This is a genomic window from Kitasatospora sp. GP30 (assembly GCF_029892145.1).
GTDB classification, from domain to species: domain Bacteria; phylum Actinomycetota; class Actinomycetes; order Streptomycetales; family Streptomycetaceae; genus Kitasatospora; species Kitasatospora acidiphila.
Genome location: NZ_JARZAH010000021.1, coordinates 36,922 through 52,228 on the forward strand (window position 1 = coordinate 36,922; position 15,307 = coordinate 52,228).

A 15,307-nucleotide genomic window follows, 5' to 3' on the forward strand; every position below is an offset into this window, starting at 1 on the left:
GTCTCCCACCGAGTGGGAGGCCGGGCCCGATCGCGTCATGCCGTGGCTACTACTGCTGGGGCTGCGGCAGTTCGGTCATCTCCTGGAACATGCCCTGAGCCTGGTCGTCCAGTTCGGGACCGGCCAGCCAGGCGGACGGGTCCGGGCCGATCGAGGTGTTGGAGACCAGTGCCACCTTGCCGTTCGGCTCCTTGGCCAGCCAGCCGCCGCCGCTGGAACCGCCGGTCATGGTGCAGCCGATGGTCAGCATGGTCGGCCGGGTCGCGTCGAAGGAGAGCCGGGACGGCTTGCCGCCGTCGCAGTACTCCAACTCCTGGCCGGTGTACGGCGGGGCGGCCGGGAAGCCGTAGGCGGTCACGGCGTTGACCTGGTCGCGCGGGGCGTTGAACCAGATCGGCACCGAGCCGCCGACCTCCTCCTCCAGCGACTTGCCGGGCATGTCCGGGTTGGTCACCTGGATGATGCCGGAGTCGTACTGGCTGACCGGGCCACCGGTCTCGCCGCCCTCAGCGACCCACTGCGGGGCGACCATCGCCTGGTCGGCCCACCACTCGCCGTACGGGGCGACCTGGTTCAGCGTCACCTGCTTGCCGCCGCTGGCCGCGCCGGAGCGGTTGTAGGACGGGATGAAGGCGATGTTCTGCAGCCAGTCGCCGTCCTTGCCGCCGTGCAGGCAGTGGCTGGCGGTCCACACCAGGTTGCTCTTGCCCGGGTGAGCCGGGTCGGAGACCACGGTGCCGGAGCAGACGTAGGTGCCCTTGGGGCTCTTGGTGAAGAGCTTGCCGAAGACGGCCATGTTGGTGGTGTAGGGGTGCTTCTCGCCGACCGCCTGCACCGGGTTGGGCAGCGGGTCGTTCTGCGAGGTGTCGTCGCCCATCTTGGTGCCGGCCTTCATCGGCGGTGCCGGCGTGGCCTTGTTCATCGAGTCGACGTTCCACAGGTCCTTGACGACCTGGTTGTTGAGCGCGTGCTTCTTGGCCCAGTTGGCCCAGTCGGCGCTCTTCCAGTTCTTCAGGTTCTGCAGCTCGGGCGGCAGCTTCAGACCCGGCTTGCCGCTGGTGGCGGCGGCCGGGCTGGAGGCGGCGGCCGACGAGGCGTCGGTGGTCTTGGTGTCGTCCGGACCGCAGGCCGCGGTGCCGAGAGCGAGGGCGGTGACCAGGGCGGCGGCGAGGCCGGCCCGGCGCGTTATTCGCTGTGACATATGGGTGATTCCCCGTGTGGATGGAGAGGGTTGACGGCTCGTCAGTCGTTCTTGGCGATGTAGCTCAGGGCGCCCTGGGCCACGTCGTCCAGGTACGGACCGGCCAGCCAGGCGGACGGGTCCGGGCCGATCGAAGTGTTGGAGACCAGCGCGGGCTTGCCGTCCTTCATCGAGAACCAGCCGCCGCCGCTGGAGCCGCCGGTCATGGTGCAGCCGATCACGTTCATCGGCGGGCGGCTCGTGTCGAAGGAGAGCCGGGACGGCTTGCCGCCCGCGCACTGCTCCATCTCCATGCCGGTGAACGGCGGGGCGGCCGGGTAGCCGATCGCGGTGATCTTCAGCTGGTCGCGCGGGGCGTTGAACCAGACCGGGATCGAGCTGCCGACCGTCTCCTCCAGCGACTTGCCGGTGGCGTTCTCCGGCTTGACCTGGATGATCGAGAAGTCGTACTGGCTGGCGGCGCTGCCGTACTCGCCGCCCTCGGCCTCCCACTGCGGCGAGGTGATGCCCTGGACGGCGTCCCAGATGCCGAACGGCGCGACCTTGTCCACCGTGGCCTTGCCGCCGTTGCTGACCGCGCCCGAGCTGTTGAAGGCCGGGACGAAGGCCATGTTGCTGTAGAACTTGCCCCCGCTGGTCTTGCCGGCGCTCAGGCAGTGGCCCGCGGTCCACACCAGGTTGCTCTTGCCCGGGTGCAGCGGGTCGGAGATCACGGTGCCGGAGCAGACCGCGTGCTCGGTCGGCGAGACGTCGAAGAAGATCTTCCCGTCCACCGGGTACTGGGTGTACGGGTGGCTGATCTGCTGGGCCTGGACCGGCGCAGGCAGCGGGTCGTTGCCGTCACCGCCGGGCTGCTGCGGCGGTGCGGACGGATCCTTGGGCTTGGCGGCGAGCAGCTTCTGCAGGTCCCAGAAGCCCTTCGCGGCCTGCGGCAGCACGTGCTGCTTGGCCCACTTGTCCCAGTCCGCGAACTTCCACTTCTTCAGGACGTCCAGCGAGGGGAGCCCGCCGGGCAGACCGGCGTCACTCGCGCTGGCGGCGGGAGACGGCGCGGCCGAGGTGGTCGGGGCTGCCTGCGGCGGGTTGTTGGTCTCGTCGGGACCACAGGCCGCAGCCGCCAGGACGATCGCGGCGGTGGCACCCGCCGCGGTCAGCGCCCGGCGGGTACGTGCAATTCGTGACATGTGTTCAGTTCCCCCGTGAGGATTCGGACCAAGGGAGTCTCCCATGCGCCAAGGACGGTGCATGACACCCCCCAGTTGCGCTGGTGCTGAACGGTCACCGATCTGTGACCACCTGGGTGTGCGCTCGTTGGACCACCCGGATGCGTCCGGTTCGGTACGCGCGGCCGAACCGCCGTCTCCCGCATCCCCCGCGCACCGAGGAGCAGCCTTGAGCACCGCCCTGACCGGAGCCCCGGCCACCGTCCCACACCAGCCGACCCAGTTCGCCGACACCGACCCGCTGTTGCACCAGGATCCCGTGGTCGCGGCCGAACAGGCGGCCCTGGAGGCCCTGTTGCGCTGCTGGTGCCGCGAGCGCGGCGCCGCACCCGATGCCGACGGGGTGCTGCGGATCGAACTGCTCGGCGGTGCGGCCCGGCTGGTCGCCCCGGTGCGGCACTGGTCGCCGTGCGGCTGGCACCGGTTCGAGCGGGTCGAGTTGGCGACCGGCCCCGAGCAGCGCGGCGCCGCGCTGGACGCCGTCACCGCGGCCGCGCTGCTGGCCCGTTCGGCGGCCGCCCGGCCGGAGCAGGTCGCCGATCTGGTCGGCCGGGTCGCCGATTCGGTGCACCGCACCGGCGCACTGCTGCGCCACCGCCGGAGCCGGCCGCACACCGAGGTCGCCGGCGAGTTCCTGCGCGCCGAGCAGGCGCTGCTGCTGGGCCACCCGCTGCACCCCACCCCGAAGAGCCGCGACGGCCTGGGGCCGGCCCAGAGTGCGGCCTACTCGCCCGAGCTGCGCGGCAGTTTCGCGCTGCATTGGTTCGCCGTCGAGCGCGAGCTGCTGGCCGCCGACTCGGCGCTGCCCGCCGACGCCGCCCGGCTGACCGCCGAACTTCTCGACGCCCCCGGGCTGTTGCCGCCGAACACCGCCGCGCTGCCACTGCACCCCTGGCAGGCCCAGGAGTTGGCGAGCCGGCCGGAGATCGCCGCGCTGCTCGACCAGGGCCTGCTGCACGACCTCGGCCGGCACGGCGCGCCCTGGCATCCGACCAGCTCGGTGCGGACGGTGTTCCGCCCCGGCACACCGTGGATGCTCAAGCTCTCGCTGGGCCTGCGGATCACCAACTCCCGCCGGGAGAACCTGCGCAAGGAACTGCACCGGGGCGCGGAGGTGCACCGGCTGCTGGAGGCCGGTCTCGGCGCCGAGTGGCAGGCCGCGCACCCGGGCTTCGACATCGTGCGCGACCCCGCCTGGATCGGCGTCGACCTGCCCGGATGGGACGAGGAGCGGGCCACCGGGCTGGACACCGTGCTGCGGATGCAGCCGTTCGCCCCCGGCGACCGGGCGCTCTGCGTGGCAGGGCTGGTCGCCGAGCGGCCGCTGGGTGAGCCCGGGCCCGAGATGCCGTCCGAACTCGGCGATCTGCTGCGGGCGTTGGCCGGGCGCTGCGGTCGACCGCCGGCGGCGGTGGCCACCGAATGGTTCCTGCGCTACCTGGACGCGGTGGTGCTGCCGGTGCTCTGGCTCGACGGCCAGGCCGGGATCGCGCTGGAGGCGCACCAGCAGAACAGCCTGGTGCTGCTGGACGCGGACGGCTGGCCGTGCGGCGGCCGGTACCGGGACAACCAGGGCTACTACTTCCGGGCCTCGCACGCCGACCGGCTGGAGCAGCGGCTGCCCGGCCTCGGCAAGGCCAGCGACACCTTCGTGGCCGACCAGGTGGCCGACGAGCGGTTCGCCTACTACCTGGGGATCAATCACGTCTTCGGCCTGATCGGCGCGTTCGGCTCGCAGCGGCTGGCCGACGAGGCGGTGCTGCTGGCCGCGCTGCGCCGCTTCCTGGCCTCCCCGGCGGCCGCCGCCACCGGGTCCGGCCTGCCCGCCCTGCTGCTGGAAGCCCCGCGGCTGCGGGCCAAGGCCAATCTGCTGACCCGGCTGCACGGGCTGGACGAGCTGGTCGGCCCGGTGGACACCCAGTCGGTCTACGTCGATATCGCCAACCCGCTGGCCGCCGGGTGACGGTCATGGGGGAGTTCCGGTTACGCCCGGTCGAGGAGGGCGACCTGCCGCTGATCACCAGCTGGATGAACGATCCGGCGGTGGCGGCCTTCTGGGAGCTGGCCGGGCCGCCGGAGGTGACCGAGCGGCACCTGCGGCCGCAACTGGCCCCGGGCGGCCCGAGCCGTCCGTACCTGGGCCTGCTGGGCGGCGAGCCGATCAGCTACTGGGAGGTCTACCAGGCGGCCCGCGACCGGCTGGCCGACCACTACCCGGCCGGCCCCGACGACCTGGGTGTGCACCTGCTGATCGGCCCGCCCTCGGCGCGCGGCCGGGGGCTGGGCGCGGTGCTGATCGACGCGGTGGCCGGCGAGCTGCTGCGGGACTGCGCGCGGGTGGTGGCCGAACCGGACGTGCGCAACACCGCCAGCGTGCGGTCCTTCGAGCGGGCCGGCTTCCGGCGCGCCGGAGAGCTTCAACTGCCCGAGAAACGGGCGGTGTTGATGATACGCGAGCGAACGAGGACGGAGTCGGGCCGATGAACCGCCAGCAGGACCAGCCCTATGACCTGCTCGGGGTCGGGATCGGACCGTTCAACCTGTCACTGGCCGCGCTGGCCGACCGGGTGCCCGGGCTGACCGCGCTCTTCTGCGAGGCCAGGCCAGAGTTTCGCTGGCACCCCGGGATGCTGGTGGACGGCGCCCGGATGCAGGTCCCGTTCCTGGCCGACCTGGTCTCGCTGGTGGACCCGACCAACCCGTGGTCCTTCCTCAACTACCTGCGCGCCCATGAGCGGCTCTTCCCGTTCTACTTCGCCGAGCGGTTCCAGCTGGCCCGGCGCGAGTACGACCACTACTGCCGCTGGGCGGCCGAGCGGCTTCCCAGCTGCCGCTTCGGCGCCGAGGTCGCGGCGGTCCGCTGGGCGGACGGCCTCTTCGAGGCGGAGCTCGGCGGCGGTGAGACCGTCCGGTCCCGCAACCTGGTGCTCGGCGTCGGCACCAGGCCGGTCTGGCCGACCGCATTCGCCGCGTTCGAGGGCCACCCGGCGGTCTGGCACTCCGGCGACTACCTGCGGCGGCGCGTCGAGCTGCGGCCGGCCCGGGACATCACCGTGGTCGGCTCCGGGCAGTCCGGCGCCGAGGTCTTCCTCGACCTGCTGCGCTCCCGCGGCGAGGACGGCACCCGGCTGCGCTGGCTCACCCGGACCAGGGCGCTGGCGCCGATGGAGTACTCCAAGCTCGGCCTGGAGCACTTCACCCCCGACTACACCCGGTACTTCCACGCGCTGCCCGAGGCGGTGCGCGACCGGCTGGTGGCCGAGCAGTGGCAACTGCACAAGGCGGCCAGCGCCGAGACCCTGGCCGACATCCACGACCTGCTCTACGAGCGCACCATCGGCCGCCCGATCGGCGCGGTGGACGCGGAGATCACCCCCGGCACCGAGGTGACCGCCGCGCTGCCCGGCCCGCGCGGCGGCCTGGAACTGCGCTGCCTGCACCGCGACTCGGGCGCCGGCCGCACCCTGCGCACCGACGCCGTGGTGCTCGCCACCGGCTACCGGGCCGCCCACCCGGCGTTCCTCGACCCGCTGGCCGACCTGATCGACTGGGACGAGCAGGGCCGCTTCCGGGTCGACCTGGACCACCGGGTGGCCACCGCACCCGCCCTGACCGGCGGCCTCTACGTGCAGAACGCCGAACTGCACACCCACGGCGTCGGTACCCCCGACCTGGGCCTGGGCGCCCACCGCGCGGCAGTGATCCTGAACGCGCTCACCGGCCGGGTGGTGCACCCGCTACCGGCCCGGACCGCCTGGACCAGCTTCGCCCCCGCCGCCCTGCCGACCCAGGGCGGCGCCGCCACCAAGGAGCCGCACCATGCACCGTCCGCCGGCCGATGACGCCCTCACCGCTGGCCGCTGGCAGCAGGCCTGCCGGGCGCTACTGGCCAAGATGCTCGGCGAGTTCGCCTACGAGGAGCTGCTGACCCCCGAACCGGTCGACGACGGCTACCGGATCGCGCTCCCCGGCGGTCCGGTCTACCGGTTCGCCGCTCGGCGCGGTGCCTACGGCAGTTGGCAGGTCGAGCCCGGCTCGGTGCGCCGGGACGGCGAGCCGGCCGACGATCCGCTGGAGTTCCTGCTGGCGGCCCGTCAGCCGCTCGGGCTCACCGGGGACACGGTCGGCCACCTGGTCCGCGAGCTGACCGCCACCCTGCTCGCCGACGTCCGGCTGGCGGCCCAGCAGTTGACGGCGGCCGAGCTGGCCGAGCTGGACCACACCACGCTGGAGGGCCACCAGACCGGACACCCGTGGATCGTGCCGAACAAGGGCCGGCTCGGCTTCTCAGCCTCGGACGCCGCCGCCTGGGCCCCCGAGGCGCGGCAGCTGCAGAGCCTGCGCTGGCTGGCCGTCCACCGCGACCTGGCCGCCTACCGGGGCCTCGGCGAGCTGGCCGAGCCGGAGCAGCTCTACCGCCAGGAGCTGGACCTGGAGGTGCTGGCCGGCTACCGGCTGCTGCTCGCCGACCGCGGCCTGGACCCGACCCGCTACCTGCTGCTGCCGGTGCATCCCTGGCAGTGGGACGAGACGGTGCTGCCGCTGTTCGCACCCTGGGTGGCCGACGGCCGGATCGTGCTGCTGCCGGTCGACCGGGACCTGCGGCTGCCGCAGCAGTCGATCCGGACCTTCTTCAACATCACCAGCCCGCAGCGGCGGACCGTGAAGCTGCCGCTCTCGGTGCTCAACACCCTGGTGTGGCGCGGCCTGCCGACCGAGCGGGCGCTGGCCGCGCCGGCCGTGACCGCGTGGATCCACCGGCTGCGCGACCAGGACCGGTTCCTGCGCGAGGAGTGCCGGGTGGTGCTGCTCGGCGAGGTCGCCTCGGTGGCGGTCCGGCACCCGTACTACGCGCGGCTGCCGGAGGCGCCGTACCAGTACAAGGAGCTGCTCGGTGCGATCTGGCGGGAGCCGCTGGGCAGCTGTCTGGAGCCCGGCGAGCGCGGGCGCACCCTGGCGGCGCTGCTGCAGACCGGCGGCGACGGGCGCAGCCTGGTCGAGGAGCTGATCGCCCGGTCCGGGCTGACCGCGCGGGACTGGACGAGGCGGCTGTTCGCGGTGATGCTGCCGCCGCTACTGCACTTCCTCTACCGCTACGGCACGGTGTTCTCGCCGCACGGGGAGAACGCGATCGTGCTGTTCGACCGGCGCGACGTGCCGGTCCGGCTGGCGGTCAAGGACTTCGTGGACGACGTCAACATCAGCGACCGTGACCTGCGGGAGCTGCGCGGGCTGGACCCGGCGGTCACCGGGGTGCTGCTGCGGGAGGGCCCGGCGGGGCTGTGCCAGTTCCTGCACGCCGGGCTGTTCATCGGCGTCTACCGGTTCCTGGCGCCGCTGCTGGAGCGCCGCTGCGGGCTGCCCGAGCCGGAGTTCTGGGAGCTGCTGCGCGGCGAGATCACGGCCTACCAGCGACGGTTCCCGGAGCTGGCGGACCGGTTCGCGCTGTTCGACCTGCTCACCCCCGAGATCGACCGGCTCTGCCTGAACCGCAACCGGCTGCTGCTCGACGGCTACCGGGACCGCCCGCAGCGTCCGCACGCCGCGGTGCACGGACGGGTGGCCAATCCGCTGGCGGACCCGGCGGGCAGTGCGTTGCCCGGTCCGCGGGAGAGCGTTGTCAGTCCGGCACCGTAGGGTTGGAGTGCCATGAGGAACGACTCCGCACCCCAGTTGCCGGCCGAGGATCTCCCTGCCGAGCCCGCCGAGCCCGCCGCCTTCGTCGCCGAGACCGCCGGCCGGATCCCCGAACTGCTGCACGCCGCCGTCACCGCGGTCGGCGGTGTCGAGCGGCCCGGCCAGATCAGGATGGCCGAGGCGGTCGCCGAGGCCGTCGAGAGTGCCGAGCACCTGCTGGTGCAGGCCGGCACCGGCACCGGCAAGTCGCTGGCCTACCTGGTGCCGGCGCTGGCGCACGGCGACCGCGTGGTGGTGGCCACCGCCACGCTGGCGCTGCAACGCCAGCTGGTGGAGCGGGACTTGCCGCGCACCGTGGACGCGCTGCACCCGGTGCTGCGCCGCCGCCCGCAGTTCGCCATGCTCAAGGGCCGCTCCAACTACCTCTGCCTGCACCGGGCGCACGAGGGCGCGCCCAGTGAGGAGGGCGAGGGGCTGATCCCGCTGGAGGAGATCGCCGGGCCGACCGGCAAGCTCGGCGAGGACGTGCTCCGGCTGCGCGACTGGGCCGACGAGACCGAGACCGGCGACCGGGACGACCTGACCCCGGGCGTCTCCGACAAAGCCTGGGCCCAGCTCTCGGTCAGCTCCCGGGAGTGCCTGGGCGCCACCCGCTGCCCGTACGGGCCGGAGTGCTTCGCGGAGCGGGCCCGGGAGCGCGCCAAGCTGGCCGATGTGGTGGTGACCAACCACGCGCTGCTGGCGATCGATGCGATCGAGGGCGCCCCGGTGCTGCCCGAGCACGAGCTGCTGATCATCGACGAGGCGCACGAGCTGGTGAACCGGGTGACCGGCGCGGCCACCGCTGAGCTCACCGTCGGTGCGGTCAACCGCGCGGTCAAGCGGGCCGCCCGGCTGGCCAACGAGAAGGCGGTGGACGCGCTGCAGGCCGCCGCCGAGAGTTACCACGGCCTGATGGAGACCGCCCAGCCCGGCAAGGTCGACGAACTGCCCGAGTACCTCGGCTACGCGGTCGCCGCGATCCGGGACGCCAGCCGCCAGGTGATCACCTCGCTCGGCGAGATCCGGGACAAGGGCCTCACCGACGAGGACGCGGTCCGCAAGCAGGCGATGGCCGCCGTCGAGTCGCTGCACGACACCACCGAGCGGCTGCTCGAGGAGTCGCCGTACGACGTGATCTGGATCGAGCGCAGCGACCGCTACGGGCTGGTCCCGGCCTCGTTGCGGGTGGCGCCGATGAGCGTCTCCGGGCTGCTGCGGGAGAACCTCTACAAGGAGCGCTCGGTGGTGCTGACCTCGGCCACCCTGAAGCTGGGCGGCGACTTCACCGGGGTGGCCGCTTCGGTCGGGCTGCCCGGCGAGGGGCGGCTGCCGGAACAGCGCGGCGGGGCGGAGCCGGACCGCGACCTGAGCGAGGACGCGCCGCCGGTCTGGCGGGCGCTGGACGTCGGCTCGCCGTTCAGCTACCCCAAGCAGGGCATCCTCTACGTCGCCAAGCATCTGCCGGCGCCCGGCCGGGAGCCGGAACGGCCGCAGATGCTGGACGAGTTGGCCGAGCTGATCGGTGCCGCCGGCGGGCGCACGCTCGGGCTGTTCTCCTCGATGCGGGCCGCGCAGACCGCCGCCGAGCAGCTGCGCGAGCGGCTGGACTACCCGATCCTGCTGCAGGGCGAGGACACCCTGGGCGAGCTGATCCGGAACTTCGCGAGCGATGCCGAGACCTGCCTCTTCGGCACCCTGTCGCTCTGGCAGGGCGTGGATGTGCCGGGCTCCGCCTGCCAGTTGGTGGTGATGGACCGGATCCCGTTCCCGCGGCCCGATGATCCGCTGATGAGTGCCCGGCAGAAGTCGGTGGAGGAGGCCGGCGGGAACGGCTTCATGGCGGTGGCGGCCACGCATGCCGCGCTGCTGATGGCGCAGGGCGCGGGCCGGCTGGTCCGGGCGGCCGACGACCGGGGTGTGGTCGCGGTGCTCGATCCGCGGCTGGCCACCGCGCGGTACGGCGGCTTCTTCCGGGCCTCGATGCCGGACTTCTGGTACACGACCGATCGCAACCAGGTGCGCCGTTCGCTGGCGTCCATCGACCAGAGCGCGCCGCCGGTCCGGCCGGTCGCCAAGCGGGGCTGACCGGGCTCAGCCGGCCTGCGGGCAGACGAGGCGACAGGGGCAGAAAAGGCTGGCGGGCCGTCGGATACACCGACGGCCCGCCAGAAGCAGGTGGGGCACGCCCGAGTCAGAGGCGGCGCAGCACCGCGACGACCTTGCCCAGGATGGTCGCGTTGTCGCCCGGGATCGGCTCGTAGGCCGGGTTGTGCGGCAGCAGCCAGATCCGGCCGTCCTCGCGCTTGAGGCGCTTGACGGTGGCCTCGCCGTCGATCATGGCGGCCACGATGTCGCCGTTCTCGGCGACCGGCTGGCGGCGCACGGTGACCCAGTCCCCGTCGCAGATGGCCGCCTCGATCATCGAGTCGCCGCGCACGGTGAGCGCGAACAGCTCACCCTCGCCGACCAGCTGGCGGGGGAGCGGGAAGACGTCCTCGACCGTCTGCTCGGCCAGGATCGGCCCTCCGGCGGCGATCCGGCCGACCAGCGGCACATAGGAGGTGGAGGGGCGGCCCGCGGCATCGGCGGTGTTGGGGCGGGTGACCTCGACGCCGCGCACCTCGTAGGCCCGGGGGCGGTGCGGGTCGCGCCGCAGGAACCCCTTGCGCTCCAGGGCCATCAGCTGGTGCGCCACCGAGGAGGTGGAGGAGAGCCCGACTGCCTGGCCGATCTCCCGCATGCTCGGCGGATAGCCGCGGCGCTGCACCGAATCCCGGATCACGTCGATCACCCGGCGCTGCCGCTCGGTCAGCCCGGCCTCGTCGGTGCGGATCCCCGGCGGGCGGCCGGGCAGCGAGCGGGCCTGGCCGCCGGGCAGGCCGAGCGGAACGTCCTGCACCGAGGCATGCTCGACCGGCTGGTCCTGGAGGAAGCCCGGCGCGCCGCCGGGACGGGAGCTGTCGCTGCGGTCCATGCTGCTGCGGTCCTCCTGTACCGGGATGCCGCGGCCGTCGGCAACGGTGTTCTGGAGAGCGGTGTTATTGGTGCTACTGGTCTGTACGGTGCTCATGGCGGCCCCTCTCGACGGGCGGTCTTCCCTGCTTGCCCAGCCCAACGGCAGCACCTATCGAAAGGTTGCGCCAAACACACGTTCGAGTGAATTATTTCGGAGTCGCGTGACTCGATCAAGGCTTTGGGTGTATGTGCGGTCGATTAAATGTTCGATCAGTGATTCTAGCGTGCTCTTCTCGGCCGTTCGGGTGAGTGGTCGAAATGGCTCGCGCGGGCGACTCGCAACTGACCTGCGGCGATAGCGCGGGGTGATTTCGGAGCCACTGCGCGTCTGGCGTGTTGGATGGTGCGCCACGCAAGATCTAGTGGTTGTATAGCTGCTCGCAGCCCACAGGTTGTGGTCCCCGTGTTATTGGATCTTGAACGCGTGGCCTAGACTATGGCTCTGCCCAGCCCGCTCAGCCGGTTCGCCCAGGAAGGGAGTCCCCCGTGCACTGCCCCTTCTGCCGGCACTCCGACAGCCGTGTGGTCGACAGTCGCACCACTGATGACGGCAGTGCGATTCGCCGCCGCCGCCAGTGCCCCGACTGCAGTCGGCGGTTCACCACGGTGGAGACGGCCGCGCTCATGGTGATCAAGCGCAGTGGGGTGACCGAGCCGTTCAGCCGCGAGAAGGTGATCTCCGGGGTCCGCAAGGCCTGCCAGGGTCGACCGGTCACCGAGGACGCCCTGGCGCTGCTCGGCCAGCGGGTGGAGGAGTGCGTGCGCGCCAGTGGCAGCGCCGAGCTCTCCACGCACGACGTGGGCCTGGCCATACTCGGCCCGCTGAAGGACCTGGACGTCGTCGCGTACCTGCGGTTCGCCTCGGTCTACCAGGCATACGACGGACTTGCGGACTTCGAGGCCGCCATCGCGGAGTTGCGAGGCGCGGAGCGGTCCGCCACCGCGCAGGACGAGGACGGCTCCGCCGTGCCCGTCCCCGCCGCGGCGCCCTAGGAGGCGGTTACCCACGCCCTCCGGGGCTCAGGCGTGCCCGAAAACGGCGCGCAAACCAACACAGACGGTGCGAACCGGTCGGCGCCCCCGGCCTGCCCGCCCACCAGGAGAAGCGAAGCAGCACACCCCGAGAAGGACAATTGGGGTATGCCGGGCGTTTGCCCAGGAGGAGGAGAAGAAGTGACAGACACCACGAGCGGCAGCGCACGCGGGTCGAAGTCCGAGAAGGCCGGCAAGGGCGGCAAGGCCCCCAAGGGCGGTCTGCGGATCGAGCGCATCTACACCACCCCCGGGGTCCACCCCTATGACGAGGTCACCTGGGAGCGGCGCGACGTCGTCATGACCAACTGGCGCGACGGCTCGATCAACTTCGAGCAGCGCGGCGTCGAGTTCCCCGACTTCTGGTCGGTGAACGCGGTCAACATCGTCACCAGCAAGTACTTCCGCGGCGCCCTGGGCACCCCGCAGCGCGAGTGGAGCCTGAAGCAGATCATCGACCGGGTGGTGCTGACCTACCGCGCCGCCGGTGAGAAGAACGGTTACTTCGCCTCCGCCGCCGACGCCGAGGTCTTCGAGCACGAGCTGACCCACGCCCTCCTCCACCAGGTGTTCAGCTTCAACTCCCCGGTCTGGTTCAACGTCGGCACCAAGCAGCCGCAGCAGGTCAGCGCCTGCTTCATCCTGGCCGTGGACGACTCCATGGAGTCGATCCTGGACTGGTACAAGGAAGAGGGGATGATCTTCAAGGGCGGCTCCGGCGCCGGCCTGAACCTCTCCCGGATCCGCTCCTCCAAGGAACTGCTCTCCTCCGGCGGCAACGCCTCCGGCCCGGTCTCCTTCATGCGCGGCGCGGACGCCTCGGCCGGCACCATCAAGTCCGGTGGCGCCACCCGCCGGGCCGCCAAGATGGTCGTGCTCGACGTGGACCACCCGGACGTCGAGGCCTTCATCGAGACCAAGGTGAAGGAGGAGGAGAAGATCCGCGCGCTGCGTGACGCGGGCTTCGACATGGACCTGGGCGGCGACGACATCACCTCCGTCCAGTACCAGAACGCCAACAACTCGGTCCGGGTCTCGGACGAGTTCATGACGGCGGTGGAGAACGGCACCGAGTTCGGCCTGCGGGCCCGGCTGACCGGCGAGGTCATCGAGACCGTCGACGCCAAGAAGCTGTTCCGCAAGATGGCCGAGGCGGCCTGGGCCTGCGCCGACCCGGGCATCCAGTACGACTCCACCATCAACCACTGGCACACCTGCCCGGAGTCGGGTCGGATCAACGCGTCCAACCCCTGCTCCGAGTACATGCACCTGGACAACTCCAGCTGCAACCTGGCCTCGCTGAACCTGATGAAGTTCCTGCGCGACGACGACTCTTTCGACGCGGTCACCTTCGCCAAGGTGGTCGAGCTGGTCATCACCGCGATGGACATCTCGATCTGCTTCGCCGACTTCCCGACCGAGAAGATCGGCGAGACCACCCGCGCCTACCGCCAGTTGGGCATCGGCTACGCCAACCTGGGCGCGCTGCTGATGGCCACCGGCCACGCCTACGACTCGGACGGCGGCCGCGCGCTGGCCGGTGCCATCACCTCGCTGATGACCGGCACCGCCTACCGTCGCGGCGCCGAACTGGCCGGTGTGGTCGGCCCGTACGACGGCTACGCCCGCAACGCCGCCCCGCACCAGCGGGTGATGAAGCAGCACGCGGACGCCAGCCTGACCGCCGTCGCGCTGGACGACCTGGACGCCCCGGTCTGGGCCGCCGCCAACGAGACCTGGCAGGACGTGCTGCGGATCGGCGCGCAGAACGGTTTCCGCAACGCCCAGGCCTCGGTGCTGGCCCCGACCGGCACCATCGGCCTGATGATGGACTGCGACACCACCGGCGTGGAGCCCGACCTCGCCCTGGTCAAGTTCAAGAAGCTGGTCGGCGGCGGCTCGATGCAGATCGTCAACAACACCGTGCCGCGCGCCCTCAAGCGCCTGGGCTACCACGGTGAGGCGATCGAGGCGATCGTGGCGCACATCGCCGAGCACGGCAACGTCCTCGATGCCCCGAGCCTGAAGACCGAGCACTACGAGGTCTTCGACTGCGCGATGGGCGACCGCTCCATCTCCCCGATGGGCCACGTCCGCATGATGTCGGCGATCCAGCCGTGGATCTCCGGTGCGATCTCCAAGACCGTCAACATGCCGGAGAACGCCACCGTCGAGGAGGTCGAGGAGATCTACTTCGAGGCGTGGAAGCTGGGCGTCAAGGCGCTGGCGATCTACCGCGACAACTGCAAGGTGGGCCAGCCGCTGTCGGCCAAGAAGAAGGGCGACGAGGCGAAGGCGGCCCCGGCCCCGGTCGAGCCGGCCGCCGTGGAGAAGGTGGTCGAGTACCGCCCGGTCCGCAAGCGCCTGCCCAAGGGCCGTCCCGGCATCACCACCTCCTTCACGGTGGGTGGCGCCGAGGGCTACATGACCGCCAACTCCTACCCGGACGACGGCCTCGGCGAGGTCTTCCTCAAGATGTCCAAGCAGGGCTCCACCCTGGCGGGCATGATGGACGCCTTCTCCATCGCCGTCTCGGTCGGCCTGCAGTACGGCGTCCCGCTGGAGACCTACGTCTCGAAGTTCACCAACATGCGCTTCGAGCCGGCCGGTCTGACCGACGACCCGGACGTGCGGATGGCCCAGTCGATCGTCGACTACATCTTCCGCCGCCTGGCGCTTGACTTCCTGCCGTTCGAGACCCGCTCGGCGCTCGGCATCCACTCCGTCGAGGAGCGCCAGCGCCACCTGGAGACCGGCTCCTACGAGCCGCTCGAGGACGACCTGGACGTCGAGAGCCTGGCCCAGTCCGCGCCGTTGGCCACCCGGGCCGACCAGGTCGTCGAGCTGCCGGCGCCGACCGCCTCCAAGGCGCCGCACAACTCGACGGAGCTGCTGGAGATCCAGCTCGGCCTGAACGCCGACGCGCCGCTCTGCTTCTCCTGCGGCACCAAGATGCGCCGTGCGGGCAGCTGCTACCTGTGCGAGGGCTGCGGCTCCACCAGCGGCTGCAGCTGATCACAGCCGCCTGACGAGGGGCGGTGCCACCGGGTCGACCGGTGGCACCGCCCTTTGGCATGTCCGCTGGATTTGACAGACGTCACGTCAATTGAACGTTTGAGCTGAATATCTAAGTCGATATCATCAGTTGACCGCGTGA

Annotated in this window: 10 protein-coding genes; 7 read left to right on the plus strand and 3 right to left on the minus strand. The window is 71.5% G+C overall.

Annotated features, from left to right (window positions below; all coding sequences use genetic code 11):
- Nucleotides 1-49: 49 nt before the first annotated feature.
- Together P3T35_RS25325 and P3T35_RS25330 are read right to left on the minus strand one after the other, a co-directional pair.
- Nucleotides 50-1,201 (minus strand): hypothetical protein, encoded by a 1,152-nt coding sequence (locus P3T35_RS25325; RefSeq protein ID WP_101382418.1) that lies wholly within the window; start codon nucleotides 1,199-1,201, stop codon nucleotides 50-52.
- Between the two features lie 41 nt (nucleotides 1,202-1,242).
- Nucleotides 1,243-2,385 carry a hypothetical protein gene (locus P3T35_RS25330; protein ID WP_101382419.1) on the minus strand — a complete coding sequence of 381 codons (1,143 nt, stop codon included), beginning with the start codon at nucleotides 2,383-2,385 and terminating at the stop codon, nucleotides 1,243-1,245.
- 220 nt (nucleotides 2,386-2,605) lie between these two features.
- Here P3T35_RS25330 and P3T35_RS25335 point away from each other — a divergent pair, with 220 nt between their 5' ends.
- The 5 genes from P3T35_RS25335 to P3T35_RS25355 are packed head-to-tail and all read left to right on the plus strand — an operon-like array spanning nucleotide 2,606 to nucleotide 10,188.
- The gene (locus tag P3T35_RS25335; protein ID WP_280707883.1) at nucleotides 2,606-4,387 is read left to right on the plus strand and encodes an IucA/IucC family protein; all 1,782 of its coding nucleotides are present in this window, start codon (nucleotides 2,606-2,608) and stop codon (nucleotides 4,385-4,387) included.
- Nucleotides 4,384-4,908: a GNAT family N-acetyltransferase gene (locus P3T35_RS25340; RefSeq protein ID WP_280707845.1), complete on the plus strand. Its 525-nt coding sequence runs from the start codon at nucleotides 4,384-4,386 to the stop codon at nucleotides 4,906-4,908. The genes P3T35_RS25335 and P3T35_RS25340 overlap by 4 nt, the downstream gene beginning before the upstream one ends.
- Nucleotides 4,905-6,266, plus strand: coding sequence for a SidA/IucD/PvdA family monooxygenase (locus tag P3T35_RS25345; RefSeq protein WP_101382421.1), 1,362 nt, complete (start codon nucleotides 4,905-4,907; stop codon nucleotides 6,264-6,266). The genes P3T35_RS25340 and P3T35_RS25345 overlap by 4 nt, the downstream gene beginning before the upstream one ends.
- Nucleotides 6,244-8,061: an IucA/IucC family siderophore biosynthesis protein gene (locus P3T35_RS25350; protein ID WP_101382422.1), complete on the plus strand. Its 1,818-nt coding sequence runs from the start codon at nucleotides 6,244-6,246 to the stop codon at nucleotides 8,059-8,061. Before P3T35_RS25345 ends, P3T35_RS25350 begins: the two co-directional genes overlap by 23 nt.
- 12 nt (nucleotides 8,062-8,073) lie before the next feature.
- Nucleotides 8,074-10,188 (plus strand): ATP-dependent DNA helicase, encoded by a 2,115-nt coding sequence (locus tag P3T35_RS25355; RefSeq protein ID WP_101382423.1) that lies wholly within the window; start codon nucleotides 8,074-8,076, stop codon nucleotides 10,186-10,188.
- Nucleotides 10,189-10,294: 106 nt separating this feature from the next.
- Here the strand turns inward: P3T35_RS25355 and lexA are convergent, their stop codons facing one another.
- On the minus strand, nucleotides 10,295-11,173 hold the full coding sequence (gene lexA, locus P3T35_RS25360) for a transcriptional repressor LexA (RefSeq protein WP_280707847.1): 879 nt from the start codon (nucleotides 11,171-11,173) through the stop codon (nucleotides 10,295-10,297).
- 431 nt (nucleotides 11,174-11,604) lie between these two features.
- On the opposite strand from lexA, the gene nrdR reads away from it, so the two are divergent.
- Both nrdR and P3T35_RS25370 read left to right on the plus strand, forming a co-directional pair.
- Complete coding sequence (nrdR, locus tag P3T35_RS25365; protein ID WP_101382424.1) at nucleotides 11,605-12,111, plus strand: transcriptional regulator NrdR; 507 nt, start codon at nucleotides 11,605-11,607, stop codon at nucleotides 12,109-12,111.
- A gap of 180 nt (nucleotides 12,112-12,291) precedes the next feature.
- Nucleotides 12,292-15,165, plus strand: coding sequence for a vitamin B12-dependent ribonucleotide reductase (locus P3T35_RS25370; RefSeq protein WP_101382425.1), 2,874 nt, complete (start codon nucleotides 12,292-12,294; stop codon nucleotides 15,163-15,165).
- Nucleotides 15,166-15,307 lie beyond the last annotated feature (142 nt).

What these genes read in the sequence shown, in the direction of transcription:
- P3T35_RS25325 (WP_101382418.1), bottom strand. Translation starts at nt 1,201, where the DNA reads ATGTCACAGCGAATAACGCGCCGGGCCGGCCTCGCCGCCGCCCTGGTC.
- P3T35_RS25330 (WP_101382419.1), bottom strand. Translation starts at nt 2,385, where the DNA reads ATGTCACGAATTGCACGTACCCGCCGGGCGCTGACCGCGGCGGGTGCC.
- P3T35_RS25345 (WP_101382421.1), top strand. Translation starts at nt 4,905, where the DNA reads ATGAACCGCCAGCAGGACCAGCCCTATGACCTGCTCGGGGTCGGGATC.
- P3T35_RS25350 (WP_101382422.1), top strand. Translation starts at nt 6,244, where the DNA reads ATGCACCGTCCGCCGGCCGATGACGCCCTCACCGCTGGCCGCTGGCAG.
- P3T35_RS25355 (WP_101382423.1), top strand. Translation starts at nt 8,074, where the DNA reads ATGAGGAACGACTCCGCACCCCAGTTGCCGGCCGAGGATCTCCCTGCC.
- lexA (WP_280707847.1), bottom strand. Translation starts at nt 11,173, where the DNA reads ATGAGCACCGTACAGACCAGTAGCACCAATAACACCGCTCTCCAGAAC.